At 65.0% G+C, this 15,504-nt stretch carries 14 protein-coding genes; 3 read left to right on the top strand and 11 right to left on the bottom strand.

Going from position 1 to position 15,504, the window contains the following annotated elements; all coding sequences use genetic code 11:
- The first annotated feature begins 3 nt into the window (after positions 1–3).
- The gene (locus BUA36_RS21715; RefSeq protein WP_072787417.1) at positions 4–1,194 is read left to right on the top strand and encodes an acyl-CoA dehydrogenase family protein; all 1,191 of its coding nucleotides are present in this window, start codon (positions 4–6) and stop codon (positions 1,192–1,194) included.
- 10 nt (positions 1,195–1,204) lie between these two features.
- The gene (locus BUA36_RS21710) at positions 1,205–2,341 is read left to right on the top strand and encodes an acyl-CoA dehydrogenase family protein (protein ID WP_072787416.1); all 1,137 of its coding nucleotides are present in this window, start codon (positions 1,205–1,207) and stop codon (positions 2,339–2,341) included.
- Positions 2,342–2,358: 17 nt separating this feature from the next.
- On the opposite strand, the gene BUA36_RS21705 is transcribed toward BUA36_RS21710, so the two are convergent.
- On the bottom strand, positions 2,359–2,568 hold the full coding sequence (locus BUA36_RS21705; protein WP_072787415.1) for a YgaP family membrane protein: 210 nt from the start codon (positions 2,566–2,568) through the stop codon (positions 2,359–2,361).
- 130 nt (positions 2,569–2,698) lie between these two features.
- On the opposite strand from BUA36_RS21705, the gene BUA36_RS31470 reads away from it, so the two are divergent.
- Positions 2,699–2,833 carry a hypothetical protein gene (locus BUA36_RS31470; RefSeq protein ID WP_267875118.1) on the top strand — a complete coding sequence of 45 codons (135 nt, stop codon included), beginning with the start codon at positions 2,699–2,701 and terminating at the stop codon, positions 2,831–2,833.
- A gap of 407 nt (positions 2,834–3,240) precedes the next feature.
- On the opposite strand, the gene BUA36_RS21695 is transcribed toward BUA36_RS31470, so the two are convergent.
- The 10 genes from BUA36_RS21695 to BUA36_RS21650 all read right to left on the bottom strand — a co-directional run bounded on the left by BUA36_RS21695 (position 3,241) and on the right by BUA36_RS21650 (position 15,499).
- On the bottom strand, positions 3,241–4,164 hold the full coding sequence (locus BUA36_RS21695; protein ID WP_072787413.1) for a diguanylate cyclase domain-containing protein: 924 nt from the start codon (positions 4,162–4,164) through the stop codon (positions 3,241–3,243).
- Positions 4,161–8,708 (bottom strand): PAS domain-containing protein, encoded by a 4,548-nt coding sequence (locus BUA36_RS21690; protein ID WP_072787412.1) that lies wholly within the window; start codon positions 8,706–8,708, stop codon positions 4,161–4,163. The genes BUA36_RS21695 and BUA36_RS21690 overlap by 4 nt, the downstream gene beginning before the upstream one ends.
- A gap of 105 nt (positions 8,709–8,813) precedes the next feature.
- Positions 8,814–9,881, bottom strand: a complete 1,068-nt coding sequence (locus BUA36_RS21685; RefSeq protein ID WP_072787411.1) for a phosphotransferase — start codon at positions 9,879–9,881, stop codon at positions 8,814–8,816.
- A 67-nt stretch (positions 9,882–9,948) separates the two neighbouring features.
- On the bottom strand, positions 9,949–10,512 hold the full coding sequence (locus BUA36_RS21680; protein WP_072787410.1) for a prepilin-type N-terminal cleavage/methylation domain-containing protein: 564 nt from the start codon (positions 10,510–10,512) through the stop codon (positions 9,949–9,951).
- Between the two features lie 42 nt (positions 10,513–10,554).
- Positions 10,555–11,298, bottom strand: a complete 744-nt coding sequence (locus tag BUA36_RS21675; protein WP_229255776.1) for a hypothetical protein — start codon at positions 11,296–11,298, stop codon at positions 10,555–10,557.
- A gap of 3 nt (positions 11,299–11,301) precedes the next feature.
- Positions 11,302–12,066, bottom strand: coding sequence for an ABC transporter permease (locus tag BUA36_RS21670; RefSeq protein WP_072787409.1), 765 nt, complete (start codon positions 12,064–12,066; stop codon positions 11,302–11,304).
- The gene (locus BUA36_RS21665; protein WP_072787408.1) at positions 12,063–12,776 is read right to left on the bottom strand and encodes a prepilin-type N-terminal cleavage/methylation domain-containing protein; all 714 of its coding nucleotides are present in this window, start codon (positions 12,774–12,776) and stop codon (positions 12,063–12,065) included. Before BUA36_RS21665 ends, BUA36_RS21670 begins: the two co-directional genes overlap by 4 nt.
- Positions 12,766–13,245, bottom strand: coding sequence for a hypothetical protein (locus BUA36_RS21660; RefSeq protein WP_139260660.1), 480 nt, complete (start codon positions 13,243–13,245; stop codon positions 12,766–12,768). Before BUA36_RS21660 ends, BUA36_RS21665 begins: the two co-directional genes overlap by 11 nt.
- Positions 13,242–13,931 (bottom strand): hypothetical protein, encoded by a 690-nt coding sequence (locus BUA36_RS21655; RefSeq protein WP_072787540.1) that lies wholly within the window; start codon positions 13,929–13,931, stop codon positions 13,242–13,244. Before BUA36_RS21655 ends, BUA36_RS21660 begins: the two co-directional genes overlap by 4 nt.
- Entirely contained in the window at positions 13,928–15,499 is a 1,572-nt protein-coding gene (locus BUA36_RS21650; RefSeq protein ID WP_072787406.1) for a hypothetical protein, read from the bottom strand. The genes BUA36_RS21655 and BUA36_RS21650 overlap by 4 nt, the downstream gene beginning before the upstream one ends.
- Positions 15,500–15,504: the final 5 nt, after the last annotated feature.

Genomic DNA, 15,504 nt, shown 5'->3' with positions numbered 1-15,504 from the left:
AGCATGGATTTGACTTACACGGCTGCGGATCTGGCGTTTCGCGACATGGTGCGGGCTTTCCTCGACACCAATCTGCCGAGCGACTTGCAAAAGAAAGTCCGCAACCACTTGCGCCTGGGCCGTCAGGATTATGTGCGCTGGCACCAGATCGTCGCGCGCCAGGGCTGGGCCGCGCCGGGCTGGCCGGTCGAGCATGGCGGCACGGGCTGGAGCGCGACCCAGCGTCACATCTGGGAAGAGGAGTGCGCGCGTGCCGGCACGCCGCCCATCCTGCCGTTTGGCGTCAACATGGTGGCGCCGGTCATCATGGCGTTTGGTAACGAGGCGCAGAAGGCGCATTACCTGCCGCGCATCCTGAATTGCGATGACTGGTGGTGCCAGGGGTATTCCGAGCCGGGCTCGGGGTCCGACCTGGCCTCGCTGAAAACCACTGCCGAGCGCGCCGGCGACCATTACATCGTCAATGGCCAGAAGACCTGGACCACGCTGGCCCAGCATGCCGACATGATTTTCTGCCTGGTCCGCACCGACAGCAGCGTACGCAAGCAGGAGGGCATTTCCTTCCTGCTCATCGACATGAAATCGCCGGGCATCACGATACGCCCCATCATCATGCTCGATGAAGACCATGAGGTGAATGAAGTCTTCTTCGATAACGTCAAAGTGCCGGTGCAAAACCTGATTGGCCAGGAAAACAAGGGCTGGACCTACGCCAAGTATCTGCTGGGCCACGAGCGCACCGGCATTGCCGCCGTGGGCCGCTCCAAGCGCGAGTTGCTGTTCCTGAAGAAGATCGCCTCGGAGCACTACAAACACGGCAAACCGTTGATGCAAGATCCGCTGTATGCCGCCAAGGTCGCCAGCCTGGAGATCGAACTCATGGCGCTGGAGACTACCGTGCTGCGCGTACTGACACGCGAATCGCATATGCCGGGGCCGGAGGCGTCCTTGCTGAAAATCCGTGGTTCTGAAATCCAGCAGCAACTCACCGAGCTCATGGTCGAAGCGCTCGGTCCTGATGCGCTGCCGTTCGCCACCGATTACCTGGAAGGCAAGGCCGAGCACGCGGTCACGGGCGACGACGCCGCCGCCCCGCTGACTGGCTACTACTTCAACTTCCGCAAGACCTCCATCTACGGCGGGTCGAACGAAATACAGAAGAACATCATCACCCAGATGATTCTGGGCCTGTAAGGGAGCGGCAATGGATTTCAATTTCAAGCAAGAACAGCAGCAGTTTGCCGACGCCCTGCGCCGCTGGGTGGACAAGGATTACGGTTTCGATGTACGCCAGCGCATTGTCCACTCGGCCAGTGGCGTGTCGGATGTGGCCTGGAACACGCTGGTGGAATTGGGCATGACTGCCTTGCCGGTGCCCGAAGCGCAGGGCGGTTTCAGCGGTACGGCGGTGGATATGCTGGTGGTGATGCAGGAACTGGGGCGCGGCCTGGTGGTGGAGCCGTACTTCGCTACCGTGTGGGGCGCCAAGTTTTTGCAGCTGGCCGGCAATCAGCATCACCGGCTGGAAGATGTCGCCAAGGGCGAACTGAAACTGGCCTGTGCGCTTGGCGAAAAGCACTCGCGCCATGATCTGGCGGATATTAAAACCATCGCCAGCATCAACGGTGAAGGCTATCGCATCGATGGCACCAAGACCGTGGTGATTCATGGCGGCCAGGCCGATGCGCTGATTGTATCAGCGCGCAGCGCGGGGACCCAGCGCGATACCAACGGCATCAGCCTGTTTGTGGTGCCGGTCGAAACTGCGGGGGTGGTGGTGCGCGATTACCGCACCATTGACGGCCAGCGCGCGGCCACGGTGCAGTTCAACCATGTGGCGGTGCCGGCCTCTGCGCTGTTGGGCAAGATGGGCGGCGGCTGGGACATGCTGGAAGAGGCGGCCGACTATGGCGTCAGCCTGCTGTGCGCGGAGGCGGTGGGGGCAATGGATGCCATCTTCGGCGCCACGCTGGAGTACCTGAAAACGCGCAAGCAGTTTGGGTTGGCGATCGGCAGCTTCCAGGCCTTGCAGCACCGCATGGCGGATATGTACATCCATCTGGAGCAGGCGCGGTCGATGGCGATGCTGGTGGCGGCGCGCATGTCGTGCGACGCCGAGGAGCGGCGCCGCGTGGCATCAGCGGCCAAGGTGCGGGTCGGCCAGGCGGCCAAGTTTATCGGCCAGCAGGCGGTCCAGCTGCATGGCGGCATGGGCGTCACCGATGAACTGCCGGCGGCGCATCACTTCAAGCGTCTGACCATGATCGAACTGACGCTGGGCGATGTGGACCACCACCTGGAACGCTTTGCCGCCCAGCGCGGCTTCCAGCAGCATTCCTGAAACACGCTGCGCGCTACTCAAACTTGCGGACGGTAGTTCTGATGGACTTCCAGTGACGATAGCCTGGCGGCACGGTACAGTGGGCAGACGCCGACCAGCGCGGTCAGCAGCGGCACGGCGCCAGCCCACCCCCACGCGCCAACCAGGCCGTGGGCGGCCGCCATCATCAAACCCAGTCCCACGCCCACCCGCAGGGCGCGATCCACAATACCGACGTTGCTACTCATGGTTCTCTCCTTTTCATATGGTGTGTTGCTAGTATGAATTGGATCGAAGTAACAAAAATATGACCTGGATCAAACTGTCGGCAATTACCGGACACATCGTGTGCCATGTCCAGATGAGGAAGCGTCATTAGTGCACGGTAAGAATGATGGTGTGCAGCGGCTACGCGGCCTGCGCGTGCCCCAGCGCCATCTCGACAGCCTGCGCAAGGCCATGGATGGGCATGGCCGGCGGCTGCAGGTGGTGGTGCTGCCTGGTCCGGGCTAGGTCCTTCCGCCCTACGAAAACAAGGATTTCGCTGCCGCCCCAACACCCACGCCATGTTGCGCGCGCAGTTTCCCCGGGCGTGACATGGTGCAGTTGAAAGCTGTGCCGGGAAAGGTTGGCCAGCGCTTGCAGGCTGCCGTGCTGCGCCAGATACGCCGGGGACGCGCACAGCATGGCCTGCTGCACGCCCCGCGGCTTGGCAACCTCGGTTGCGCTGTCGAGAAGCGGGCCGAGGCATATTGCCAGATCGACGCCCTCCCGGACCAGGTCAACCATGTGGTCGCTGAACTGGATCTCCAGTTCCGGCAGTGCCAACGACGAGCGCCGCATGGCCGATACCTCGGCAGGGGAGTGGTGGACTGCGATCAGCATGACGCTGGTCAATCAGGGGTAGGACACCGGCCTGATCAGTTCGTGTCCGAGCAATAGCGGTTGCGGCCGGTCCGCTTGGCGCGGTAGAGATTGGCGTCGGCGGTGCGGATCAGGGCGCTCGGGTCGCTGCTGTCGAGCGGCGGATGCGCGGTTGCCAGGCCCATGCTCAGCGTGACTTGCGGCGTGGTCGGCGAGGCCGCGTGCGGCAACGCCAGCTTGCGCACTTCCTCAAGAATGCGGTTGGCCACCACTTCGGTGCCGTCAGGACCTTCCTGCGGCAGCAGCAGGATGAACTCCTCGCCGCCGTAGCGCGCCAGCATGTCCTGTGGACGCGAGGCGCAGCGCTTCATGGCGGCGCTCACCTGCTGCAGGCAGACGTCGCCGGCCTGGTGGCCGTAGTGATCGTTGTACAGCTTGAAGTGGTCAATGTCGATCATGATGACCGACAGCGGCAGGCCGGCGCGTGCGCAGCGCCGCCATTCGGCATCGACGGTATCGTTGAAGTTGCGGCGGTTGGCCACGCCGGTCAGGCCATCGGTCATGCTGAGTTCGCGCATGGCGTCGCCCTGGCGCTTGATGGTCAGCTGGCTGCGCACGCGCGCGCGCACCACGGCCACATTGAATGGCTTGCTGATGAAGTCCACCGCGCCCGCTTCCAGCGCGCGCGTTTCATCTTCGGGCTGGCTCAGCGCGGTGACGAAAATCACGGGAATATCCTGCAACCGGGGCGAGCTGCGCAGCGCCGCGACGACGTCATAGCCGTCCATGCCGGGCATCACCGCGTCCAGCAGGATCAGGTCCGGTTGCTGGTCGAGCGCAATCTGCACGGCTTGCTCACCGTCCAGCGCGAACAGCACCTCGTGCTCTTCGCGCAGCGCATGGTGCAGGATCTGGATGTTTTCCATGGCGTCATCCACCACGAGTATGCGTCCATTCCTGGCCAGGTCGGTCCAACTCATGCACTTTCCTTTCGCTGCAACATAGCTTCCACCATCTGACGTGCGGCCTTGAAATTGAGCGTTTCCACCGCTTCGCTCAAGGCCTGCGCCTGCTCGGCGGAAGCCAGCGCAGGACGTAATGCCCGGAAATGTTCTAATGCTTTCAGATTGTTATTCTGAAGCAAACCTTTTAACTCCGCCAGTTTTTGCGCCAAATTGGCCGGTACAGTGTTGCTTGATGGAACTTCCTGCGCCGGCAGGGCGATGCCGCGCGCGGTGCGCGTGACCAGTTCCATGGCCTGTTCCAGCCGGCCCAGCGCGGCCGGCACGGCCAGCGTATCGGCGCCCGCATCGTGCAGCACCGCCTCCACGGCGGCGGTCAGGCGGGCGACATCGCTGGCGCCCAGGTTGGCGGCCACGCCGCGCAGGCGGTGCAGCACCTGTGCCGCCTGCTGGCGCTGCTGGACGGCCAACAGGCGCCGTACTTCGGCCACGCAGCCGCCTTGCGACTGTTCAAAGCGCTTGAGCAGGGAAATCAGCGCGTCATAATTGCCGCCCAGGCGGCCCAGCGCCGCTTCCACATCGATGCCCGGCAACGGCGACAGCGGCGGCATCAGCGTGGCCGTCGGCGCGGACGGCGGCGCCTTGGCCGGCACCGGTGCGACCATTTCGCGCGTGGCGTCGCGGATCGTGACCAGCCGCGTCAGTACCGCGATCAGCTCTTCCACATCGATGGGCTTGGCCACATGGGCATTCATGCCCGCTTCCGATGCGCGGCGGCGGTCGTCTTCCAGCACGTTGGCGGTCATCGCAATCACGGGCAGGGTCAGCAAGCCAAGGCGGCGGATTTCGCGCGTGGCGTCGTAGCCGTTCATGACCGGCATCTGCACGTCCATGAGCACCACATCATAGCGCTCGGGCGCGGCGGCCAGCAGGTCGACGGCGAGCTGGCCATTGGCTGCCACCTCCACCGACGCGCCCGCATGCAGCAGCATGTACTGCGCCACCTCCTGGTTGATTTCATTGTCCTCAACCAGCAGGATCCGCATGCCGTTGAGGCGGCCTTGCAGCGGCACGTGCTCAAGCTGCGACATGATGCCGGCCGCGGCCTGGTCGCCCGCCAGCAACGCGCTGACGCGTTCCAGCAGGCGTCCCGGACTGACGGGCTTGGCCAGCACGCCGGCGAGGCCGAGGTCGGCCGACTGCTGGGCGGCGCCTGCCGCGCGGTGTTCCGAGGTCATCAGCAAGGCCGGCGGCAGCGCAAAGTCGGGCGGCAACTGCCGCAGCATGGCGGGGCCGTCGGTGCCCGGCATGTCGCGGTCGAGCAGCAGCAAATCATAGGGACGGCCGATGCGGGTGCGCTCTTGCAGCAGGGTCAGCGCTTGTTCGGCGCCGGTGGCGCAGGCCACATGCCAGCCAAAGCTGTTGCCGGCCGCGTGCAGCGCCTGGCGCACGCTGGCGTTGTCGTCCACAATCAGCACGGACAGCGATTTGGCGGCCGGCGGCGTCGGCGCGGCGGCATACGGCGTGGTGCATTCCAGCGGGCAGGCGAACAGGAATTCGGCGCCGCGTCCCGGCTCGCTGCGCACGCTGATGGCGCCGCCCATCATGTCCGCCAGCTGGCGGCAGATGGCCAGGCCCAGCCCGGCGCCGCCGAATTTGCGGCTGGTGCTGCTGTCGGCCTGCGAGAAGGCGTCAAAAATGCCGGCCTGCTGGTCGGCCGCGATGCCGATGCCGGTGTCGCGTACGCAAAAGTCCACCAGCAGCGCCAGGTCGCCCGGCTTGGCCGAGCCGGGCGCAGGACGCACCGACAGCACCACCTCGCCCTGGGCGGTGAACTTGATGGCGTTGCTGATCAGGTTGAGCAGCACCTGCTGCAGGCGCATCGGGTCGCCCGCGAGTTCGGTCGGCATGGCCGGATCGATGTCGTACACCAGTTCGATGCCCTTGTCGCTGGCGCTGCCGCTCAGCATGACGCTGATGCTGTCGAGGATGTGCTGCAGATTGAAGCCGGCATGCTCGAGCACCAGCTGGCCGGCCTCCACGCGCGAGAAGTCCAGCACGTCATTCACCAGGCTCAGCAGGGATTGCGTGGCAAACTGGATTTTGTGCAGATAGCCGCGCTCGCGCGGGGCCAGCGGCGCCTCTTCCAGCAGGCGCGCGAGGCCGATGATGGCGTTCATGGGCGTGCGGATCTCATGGCTCATATTGGCCAGGAATTCGCTCTTGGCGCGGCTGGCTGCTTCCGCGCGGTCGCGCGCGACGATGAGTTCCTCGTTCAGTTCCTGCAAATCCAGCTCCGTTTCTTTCAATTCTGTCACGTCGGAGACTAGCACAAAGAAACCCTTAACTGAACCCGTGGCGTCCATATCCGGGATGTAATTGACCCAGGTGTGGCTGGTATCGCCCGATGGCCACTGCAAACGGCCCGCAAACCCCTGTGCCTCGCCGTTCAGCGCTGCCTTGACGTAGGCGGCGCCTTCCTGGAATTGCTGGTCGCCCACCACTTCCGGCATATGGGCGCCCATCATCTGCTCATAGCTCATGCTGTGCCAGTCGAGGAAGAAGCGGTTGGCAAAGCGGCAGCGCAGTCCGGCATCCCAGTAGGCCACCATGCCGGGCAGGTTGTCGGTCACGGTGCGAACGAAATGCTCGCTCTCGGCCAGGCGTTCGGCGGTGGCGCGCAGCACTTCCTTGGCCTGCTTGCGGTCGGTGATGTCCAGCGCCATGCCCAGCACATGGGTGGCGTTGCCGTGTTCGTCGCGCAGCGCCACCTTGCGCGTGGTCAGGTAGCGGGTGTGGCCTTCGGGCGTGGTGAACGCTTCCTCGGCGATTACCGTGACTTCATTCTGCGGCGAGGCCAGCACGGCGCGGTCGGCCGCGTTGTAGGCGCTGGCCTGCTCGGCCGGCACGATGTCGAAGTCGGTTTTGCCGATCAGCTGCTCGCTGTTGCCCAGGCCGTACATCTGGGCGCCGTGGCGGTTGAACATTTCGTAGCTCAGGTCTTCGGCGCGTTTCAGGAAAATCATGGCCGGCATGTTTTCCACCACCGAGCGCAGCAGCTGGCGCGAATGCTGCAGTTCGGCTTCCACGCGCTTGTGATCGGTGACATCGAGCAGCAGCGCGGTGATGCCGATGATCTGGCCGTCGCCGCCAAACTGCGGGTAGTAGCTCAAAATCCAGTGGTGCAGCTGGTCGGGCGAGGAGGCCGGATAGCCGGTGCGCGCAATGCCGGTCAGCGGCTTGCCGGTCGCCAGCACGACGCGGTAGTCTTCCAGCACGCCGTTGCGCACGGCGTTGTCGGGAATCATGTCGCCGATGTGGCGGCCCAGGTGGGCAACCACTTTCTGCTGGTTCAACGCGGCCAGGTAGTCGTTGATGCGGACCACGCGCAATTCCGCATCGACGTAGCTGAGGCCGACCGGCGCGGTGGCATACAGGGTTTCCAGCTGCGTGCGGTTTTTCTCGAGCTGGCTGGTGCGTTCGACCACCAGGTTTTCCAGCTGCTGGCTGTTGCGCTGCAAATCGCCTTGCAGCGTGCGCAGCGCGTGGGCCACCATGTCGGCTTCCTGGAAGGTGGTTGCCGGCATCACGAATGGCTCGCCGCCGGCCAGCGCCTGCGCCGGCCCCACCAGTTCGCGCACCGAGCGCGCGATGCGTCCGCCCACCGACCACGCCAGCGAAAAACCGGCCAGCAACACCACCGCCATGGTCAGCGAGATCAGCACCACCGCCTGCACCAGTTCCTGCGTGGCCTGGGCTTGCGGCGTGGAGATGGTGACTGCAGCGCCGCTGACGGGGGCCTTGCTCAGCCCCAGATAGATCGGCGTGCCTTGCGCGTCATTGGTTTCCAGCAGCACCTCTTGCGCCTTGCTCAGGTAGCTGCGCATCTCCGGATCGGCGGCATGGCCCAGCAGCAGGCGTGGTCCGCCCGCCTGCGCCACGATATTGCCGTCGGCGTCAAACAGGGTCATGGCCTGGTCGGCCGTGATGTGTTCGTCCTTGAGGATTTTGCTGAGCCGGTCCGGCTTGAGCAGCGCCGTCAGCGCATGGGTGACGCGGCTGTCCTGGAACACCGGCACATCGATGGCCAGCAGCGCGCTGCCTTCCACCATCACCACCGTCATCTGCGGCCGGCCGTGATCGAACAGCGGTTTCAGGCGGCGCTGGTTATTGGCCGACGTCAGCGTCTCGGGCAGCGGCGCGCCGACATTGAGCAGGACTTTGCCACTGGCTTCGCTCAACACAAATTGGGAGGCGGGAAACTGGGGGCTCAGCAGGGCGCCAGCCTGCAGGCGCAGCGCGGCCAGATCGTCGCTGCGCAGGCTGGGCGAGGAGGCCAGCGCCGTGATGGCGCCTTCGCTTTGCACCAGGTCGCGGTCGATGGCGGCGGCCACCGCGCGCGCTTCCTGCTGCGTGTCTTCCTTGAGCGAATTGCGCTCGCGGGTGTAAAACTGGCTGACCAGGGCGCCGAACGCGATCAGCGTCGGCAGGGCGCAAGCCAGGACCAGCAGCGCGATCTGCGAGCGGATGGAAGGCAGGGGTGAACGTCTGGTTTCTGGCACGCGGCAAGCCTCAGTCTGGTGCTGGCAGCACGATAGTAGCTGAGGCAGGGATTTTCAGAAAGCGCTTTTGTCCAAGACGGCGCACGGCTGCCACACCGTGCCGTATCAGATCGCCTTGCCGCAGGCGTAGGACCAGCCCAGCTCCGCCATCGGACGCGCCATCTGGCCCGATTCCAGCGCCTGGGCGCTCGATGCGGTGCCGTCGACATAGCGCTTCATGATGCCTTGCATGATGCTTGCGAGGCGGAACATATTGAACGCCAGGTAGAAGTTGAAGTCGGCCAGCTGGATGGTCTTGCCCGTGCGTTCGGCGTAGCGCGCGATGTAGTCCTGCTGCGACGGGATGCCCAGCGCCGCCAGGTCGAGTCCGGCGATGCCGCGGAATTTGCCCGGTTCGATATGCCAGCTCATGCAGTGGTAGGAAAAATCGGCAAACGGGTGGCCCAGCGTCGACAGCTCCCAGTCCAGCACGGCCAGCACGCGCGGCTCGGTCGGGTGGAACAGCAGGTTGTCGAGGCGGAAATCGCCATGCACGATGGCGGTATCGTCGCCCGGCGGGATGTTGTTGGGCAGCCAGGCGATCAGCTGGTCCATGGCCTCGATGGTGTCGGTCTGCGAGGCCAGGTACTGCTTGCTCCAGCGTTCGATCTGGCGCGCGAAGTAGTTGCCCGGCTTGCCGTAGTCGGCCAGGCCGATTGCAGCGTAGTCGGTGCTGTGCAGCAGCGCGATCACGCGGTTCATTTCATCGTAGATGGCGGCGCGCTCGGCCGGCGTCATGCCGGGCAGGGACTGGTCCCACAGCACGCGGCCTTCCACAAACTCCATCACGTAGAACGCGCGGCCGATCACCTCTTCGTCGGTGCACAGCGCGTACTGGCGCGGCGCCGGGAAGCCGTTCTTGCTGAGCGCATCCATGACGCGGTATTCGCGTTCGATGGCGTGGGCCGAGGGCAGCAGTTTGGCGGCCGGAGCCGGCTTGGTGCGCAGCACATAATGCTGGCCGCCGATCGCCAGTTTGAAGGTGGGGTTGGACTGGCCGCCCTTGAACTGCTCGACGCTCAGCTCGCCGTCGGGATAGCCCGCCACGTGCTGGCGCAGCCAGGCGTTCAGCGCGGCGGTGTCGAACTGGTGGCGCGCGGACACCGCCTTGGTGCCCATGAATTCTTCAAACATGCTGTCTCCCCGCTGGTGATGGTGACAGCTATTCTAAACGAATAAAAGTACGGACGTGCTTTTAATTTTAGAAGAACACGGCGGTGCGCTGGATGACGCTGCCGTTGTTGGTGTAAGGGCTGGTGGCGCGCACCGAGCCGGTGTTGTATTTGCCGTCATCGAGCTTGCTGTCCACCTGCTCGGCAAACGAGTCGGGCAGGTTGTCGAGGCGAATGCCGTTGCCGCCACGGCCGGCCACCACGTCGTTGTAGATGTAGACGGCGCCGCCCTGGGCGCTGGTCATGAAGTCGGTGGTGCCGTTGTACGAACCGGTGATAAAGCCCGACAGCGCCAGGTGCTGCGGCGCCAGCAGGTATTCGGCGATCTGGCCGTCGCCATTGCCGTTGCCGGTGGCGCCCGGCGCGTGGGTCGTGCCTTGCAGGTCGTCGCCGGGCAGGGCGCGGAATTTATCCTGGTAGGCATTGACGGCTGCCGTCAGCGACGTCGATTGCTGGATGATGTTCTTGACACGGGCGCTGTCGATCAGCCCCTGGCCTTTGAGCACGCCGCCCAGTAGCAGGCCGATGATGACCAGTACGATGGCGATTTCCACCAGGGTAAAGCCGCGTTGGCGTGCAGGGACGGTGTGCATGGAAACTCCTTTCGTGTTGATGCCCATAGTATAGCAAGCGCCCTAGCGCTTGTGGCCGGCATTGAGCTGGTCCAGCCGGTCGGACAGGAACTGCAGTTCGTGCGGATCGGTGATCTGGCCGCTGCGCAGCAGGCCGCCAATGAGGGCGCGCGCGCTGTCCAGTTCATTCATGTCTTCGGCGATGAAGATTTCCAGCTCGCGCGCCCACGGCGGCACGTTGGCGCCGGTGGCCTGCTGGCGGATGGCGGCGGCGTAACGTCGTGCCAGCGGAAGGTCGTGCAGGCGATGCCTGGCCACCAGCGCCGCGTGCGCCAGCCATGGCCAGCGGTGGTTGGGATCTTCGGCAAAGCGGGCGTAGACAAAGTCCAGCATCAGGCGCGCGTGCGCGGGATCGGTGACGCCGCCATACACTTCGCTGGCGGCCAGCAGCGGATACTGGCCGCGCGGGTCGAGGTCCAGCACGCGCTGCAGCCACACGATGATTGTGCGGTAATCCATATCGCGCCAGGCGATGCTGATGCCGGCCTGCTCGTCAAAGCCCTGCACGTACAACATGGTGGCCTTGGACAGCGCGACCGGATCGCCCAGCGCGGCCAGCTGCAGCGTGGCCAGCGCGGGCGCGGGCGGCAGGTCCTGCGCGCGCGCATGGACTATTGGCCGGCTGGCCTGCCACAGCAGCTGCGCGGTCAGCGTCAGCAGCACGGCCAGCAGTACGGCGCGCGGCGCGCGGCGCGAAACCGCGTTGGCAGCGGCGTGGCGCGGAGCTGGCGACAGGGCGGCGGGCATGGCTCAGATATTCTTGCGGTGCAGATCGAACAGCGCGGCGGCGGCCAGCAGGGCGACATAGATCGCGGTCTGCGTGGCGATCGCTGCGAGGTCGGCGCCGCTGCCGTTGTGGTACACCAGCCAGTCGCTGCGCGTGAACTGGTCCAGATGCGGCAGCAGCAGCGCCAGGCCATCGATGCCGGTGCTGAGCGCCTGCTGCCCGTTGCTGTGCGCGGTGCTGGCGCCGTGCCCGAGCAACTGCAGCGTCGCGATGACCCGCGCCAGCAGGTAAAACGACAACGCCGCCGCCAGTGCGGGCAGGACCTGGCTCAAGGTCAGCATGCACAGCACGCTGAACGCGGCCACGATCCAGCATTCACACAGCAGCGAGAAGGCCCACAGCGCGGCTTGCGCGGGCGGCGCAAAAAACAGGGCCAGCGCGCCAAACAGCAGCGCCGGCAAGGCGGCCAGCGCACCGAAGCCCGCCAGTTTGCCGAACAGGTAGACGGCGCGCGACAGGGGCAGCGCCAGCAGCAGTTCCAGTCCCTTGTCGCTGGCTTCGCGCGCCATGCTGGTGACGACAAAGGTGGCGATCAAAAACACGGCGGCCAGGCGCAGCACGGCGCCCAGCAGCGCTGCCTGCAGCTGGCGGCTTTCGGTCAACGCCAGTTCGTTGAGGAAGCCGCTGACTGCCACCGCAGCGGCGGCCATCACCAGCACGAGCCACAGCAGCCGGTTGCGCAGGGCTTCCAGCAGGGTGTAGCGGGCGATGGTCAACGCCGGCATCATGGCAGACGCTGCGCCGCGACCATGCGGTTGTAGAGGATGTTCGGTGAAATCCAGAGCACCATGTCGTCAAAAGCGCCGCCTGGCGCGCGTGGGTCGTCGCTGACGTCACGGGCGATCAGGGCGTTGCCGCTGCTTTGCAGATTGGTCTTCTCGTCGATGTTGCCGGCGCCGCTGTCGGCAATGATCGAGTTCTGGTCGCTGGTGGCGCCGTAGCCGTTGCGGCCAAACGAGATGATGGCGGCCGGGATGTCGTTGATGTCGGTCGCCGCAGTCAATTGGCCGTTGGCGGCCCGGGTGGCAATGGTAATGTCGCGTGGGGTTTTCAGGGTGAAGAGGACGCCCGAATCGGCAAACGCCGGTGTCACGGTATAGCCCATCAGATGGTTCCAGCCATCCAGCCTGCCGATGCCGAGTGCGGCCCATGGCAGGTAACCATAGCGCTTGTTGCAGACATTGCCGGTCCGGTCCTCCAGCCCGTTGGACGAGGAGATCGCCGGACAAGGAAGGTAGCCGTTGCGCAGTGCGTAGCCGAACAGGGCCTCGCGTGCCTCATCCATTGTCCGCCGGGTGTCGCTGATGCGGCGCTGCTCCATCTGTGAGCTCAGTGGGGCGATCATGCCGCCGATGAGCAGGCCGACAATCAGCAGCACGATGGCGATTTCCACCAGCGTGAAACCGGCCTGGCGGCGTGACATAAACTTAGGGCTCATTGACATCCTTGATACGGCCTTCATTGAGGTCGAAACGCTGGCCAGGCTTGAGCACGATTTTTTTACCGGAAGGCAGCGTTACCGTCAGCAGTGCGCTGTCTGCGCGCTGCTGCAACTGCTGCCGCATACCGGGTTGCGGCTGATCGTTGAGCCACACGGTCGTGCGATTACCGCTGCTGCGCAAAACGCCATTCATGGTCAGGGCCGACAGCGGCGCGGCGGACGCCACTGGCGCGGCGCCGGTGGCATCCGGTGCTGGCATGCCGGGTGGCGTGGCTGGTCCGCCCGGCGTACCGGGGGCGGGTTGCTGACCCTGGGAGTTGGGCGCGAGCGTGGCGCTGGCACCACGGCTCGCTTCCATGGTGGCACGTTCCGCCGGGGTGGAGAACAGACGCCCCATGCTGATCTGGGCGCCAGCATGCGGCAGCACGATCACCATGGCCAGCAGTAATGACGCAGCGCGCATCATAATTTGCCTTTCGCAGGCGCGGCGGCCGCCAGGGCTGGTGCTTTGGGCGCGGTGTTCAGCGTGATCCAGTTCAGCGTGCAGTCGGCGCCCAGCGTGGCCGCACCGGGTGCACCGGCCACGACGCCCAGGCGCTTGATGGCGCAGTCCTGCACCGCGAGGAAGTTGTTGTCGCGCAGATTCTGCAAGAAATTGAACAGATCGAGTTCATGCAGTAACTCCATGTGCAGGTGCATGCGGCTGCCGCGCAGCTGGAACTCACCCAGATCCAGCGGCGCATCCAGCTGGACTGGCTGCTGCGGTTCGATCTCGTAGCTCAACGGCGCCAGTTTGAGCTGTTCCTGGGTCTGGCGGATCGCATCCAGCCATTCCAGCCGCCGCTCGTCGCCGATCAGGCCGCGCCGGCGCAAATCGACATAGCGCTGCTGGAAATTGCGGATGTCACGCTTCTCGGTATCCACCTGCGCATAGCGCGAATACGCGGCATCGCGGGTGCGCTGGCTTTGCTCGAGGTGTTCGCTGGCCTCCTGTTTTTTCCATTCGCTCAGCAAGACGCCAGTCAGCGAAATCGTCAGCGCGGCCACCAGGGCCAGCACTGCGGTGCGTATCAAGGCAAACTCCGCGAGCCAGTAGGGCAGTGCGACCTTGGCGGCGGCAGGTTTTTTGCCAGGGACAGGATTGGCGTTCATGGTTTCCACACCAGGTTCAAGGTGAATTTTGCATGGCCGTTGCTGACGACCTGTGTACCTGCTTTGCCGGCCAGCTTGACCGAGGAGCGCACATCGACCGGCGGCTTGTCGATTTCCACGGTCATGCGCGGATGTTTGGCCAGCGCCAGGGCAAACTCGTTCATGCGGTCGACGGCGCCGCGATAATCATCTTCTGCGGTCAGCACTTCGGCTTCCAGGGCCAATCCCTGTGGTGCGCGCTGCGGAATGCCGGCCACCAGCGACGAGATGGGCTGCGCCTGCGTTTCGTCCTGGCCGGGTGCGGGCGCATTGGCAGCCGGCGCCATGACTTTCCAGTCCAGCTGCAGCAAGCGGATTTGCGGCGACGCTTCCAGCGCCTGGCTGACCACGGTGGCCATGCCCAGCGGTGTCGCGGCCTGCGTGGCCAGCATGCGCTCGACGTTGACCGCCGCCCGCATATTGGCGGTGGTGGTCACGCGCGGCGGCATTTCGGCCATGGTGTCGCGGTAGCGCCGGTCAAACTGCGCCGCTTCCGCGGTCAGCCGCGTGCTGTCATTATTGGCTTCGTGTTCTTGCCACAGATTGGTGCCGGTCCATACCGCGCAGCAGGTGGCCATGATGGCGCTGATCGCATACAGGTTGACGCGCGCGCGCCACAGCTTGAAGTAACGCTGCCACGGCCCCAGCGTGTAATGGCTTTCCGGCGTGCGGCGGGCCAGGAAGGCCAGCAGCATGGGCTCGGCCAGGTGGCGCGACATTTCGCCGGCGCGGCCGTCACCGGTTTTCAGGCCAGTGCGTTCGGCCACCGATTCCAGCGTCAGGAAATGGAATTCGGTTTCGGCGCCGTCTTCGCATTGCTGGTCCAGCGTGGCGGTGGCGGCCGCAGGCGTGACCACCACGGTTTGCAGCACATTACCGCGGCCCAGCAGGCGCTGGCTGGTCAGGAACTGCTGGGTCTTGGCCGTTTCCATGCCAATGTTGACGGGCTGGCCGTCGCGGTCCAGCGCCGGGGTCAGGCGCGAGAATTTGAGCATGCCTTGCTGGAAGTAGCTCTGGCGCCAGCCGGCCGACTGCTGCGTCACCAGCAGCAGGTGCTGGTCGCGCAGTTTGAGCTTGTAGACCAGCTCCTCGCTCAGCAGCGTGGTGGTGTACAGGCCTGCCAGTGGCCGCTGCAGCTGCTCCAGCGCTTCCACCCACGGTTGCACCGAAGCTGGATTGGTCAGCGCCGACAGCAGTACCTGGTCGTCGCGGCGGCCGGTGCTTTCGCGGCCCTGCACTTCGTGGTGGCGGAATGGCGTTTCGCGGTATTGCTGCAGCAGGCGGCGCTGCAGCAGCGTGCGGCCGGCGCGGCCGCGCACATGGGGCACGGTGACGCGCTGGAAATCCTCCTCGATCAGGTCGGCCAGGATATAAACCGGCGAGGCGCGGTGGCTGTCGACGTAGTCCATGAAATCATCGATGCCGGCGCGGTCGTTGGCAAAGCAGGCGCCGCCCGTGAGGCGGCCGCCCTGCCACAGGTAGGCGCACAGCTGGTCGCTGGTCAGATAGAATAAATGTTTGCTCAACACGCTGG

Source organism: Duganella sacchari (assembly GCF_900143065.1).
In the GTDB taxonomy this organism is placed as follows: domain Bacteria; phylum Pseudomonadota; class Gammaproteobacteria; order Burkholderiales; family Burkholderiaceae_D; genus Rugamonas; species Rugamonas sacchari.
Note: the sequence above shows the minus strand (reverse complement) of the source record. Positions and strands in the feature narration are given on the sequence as shown.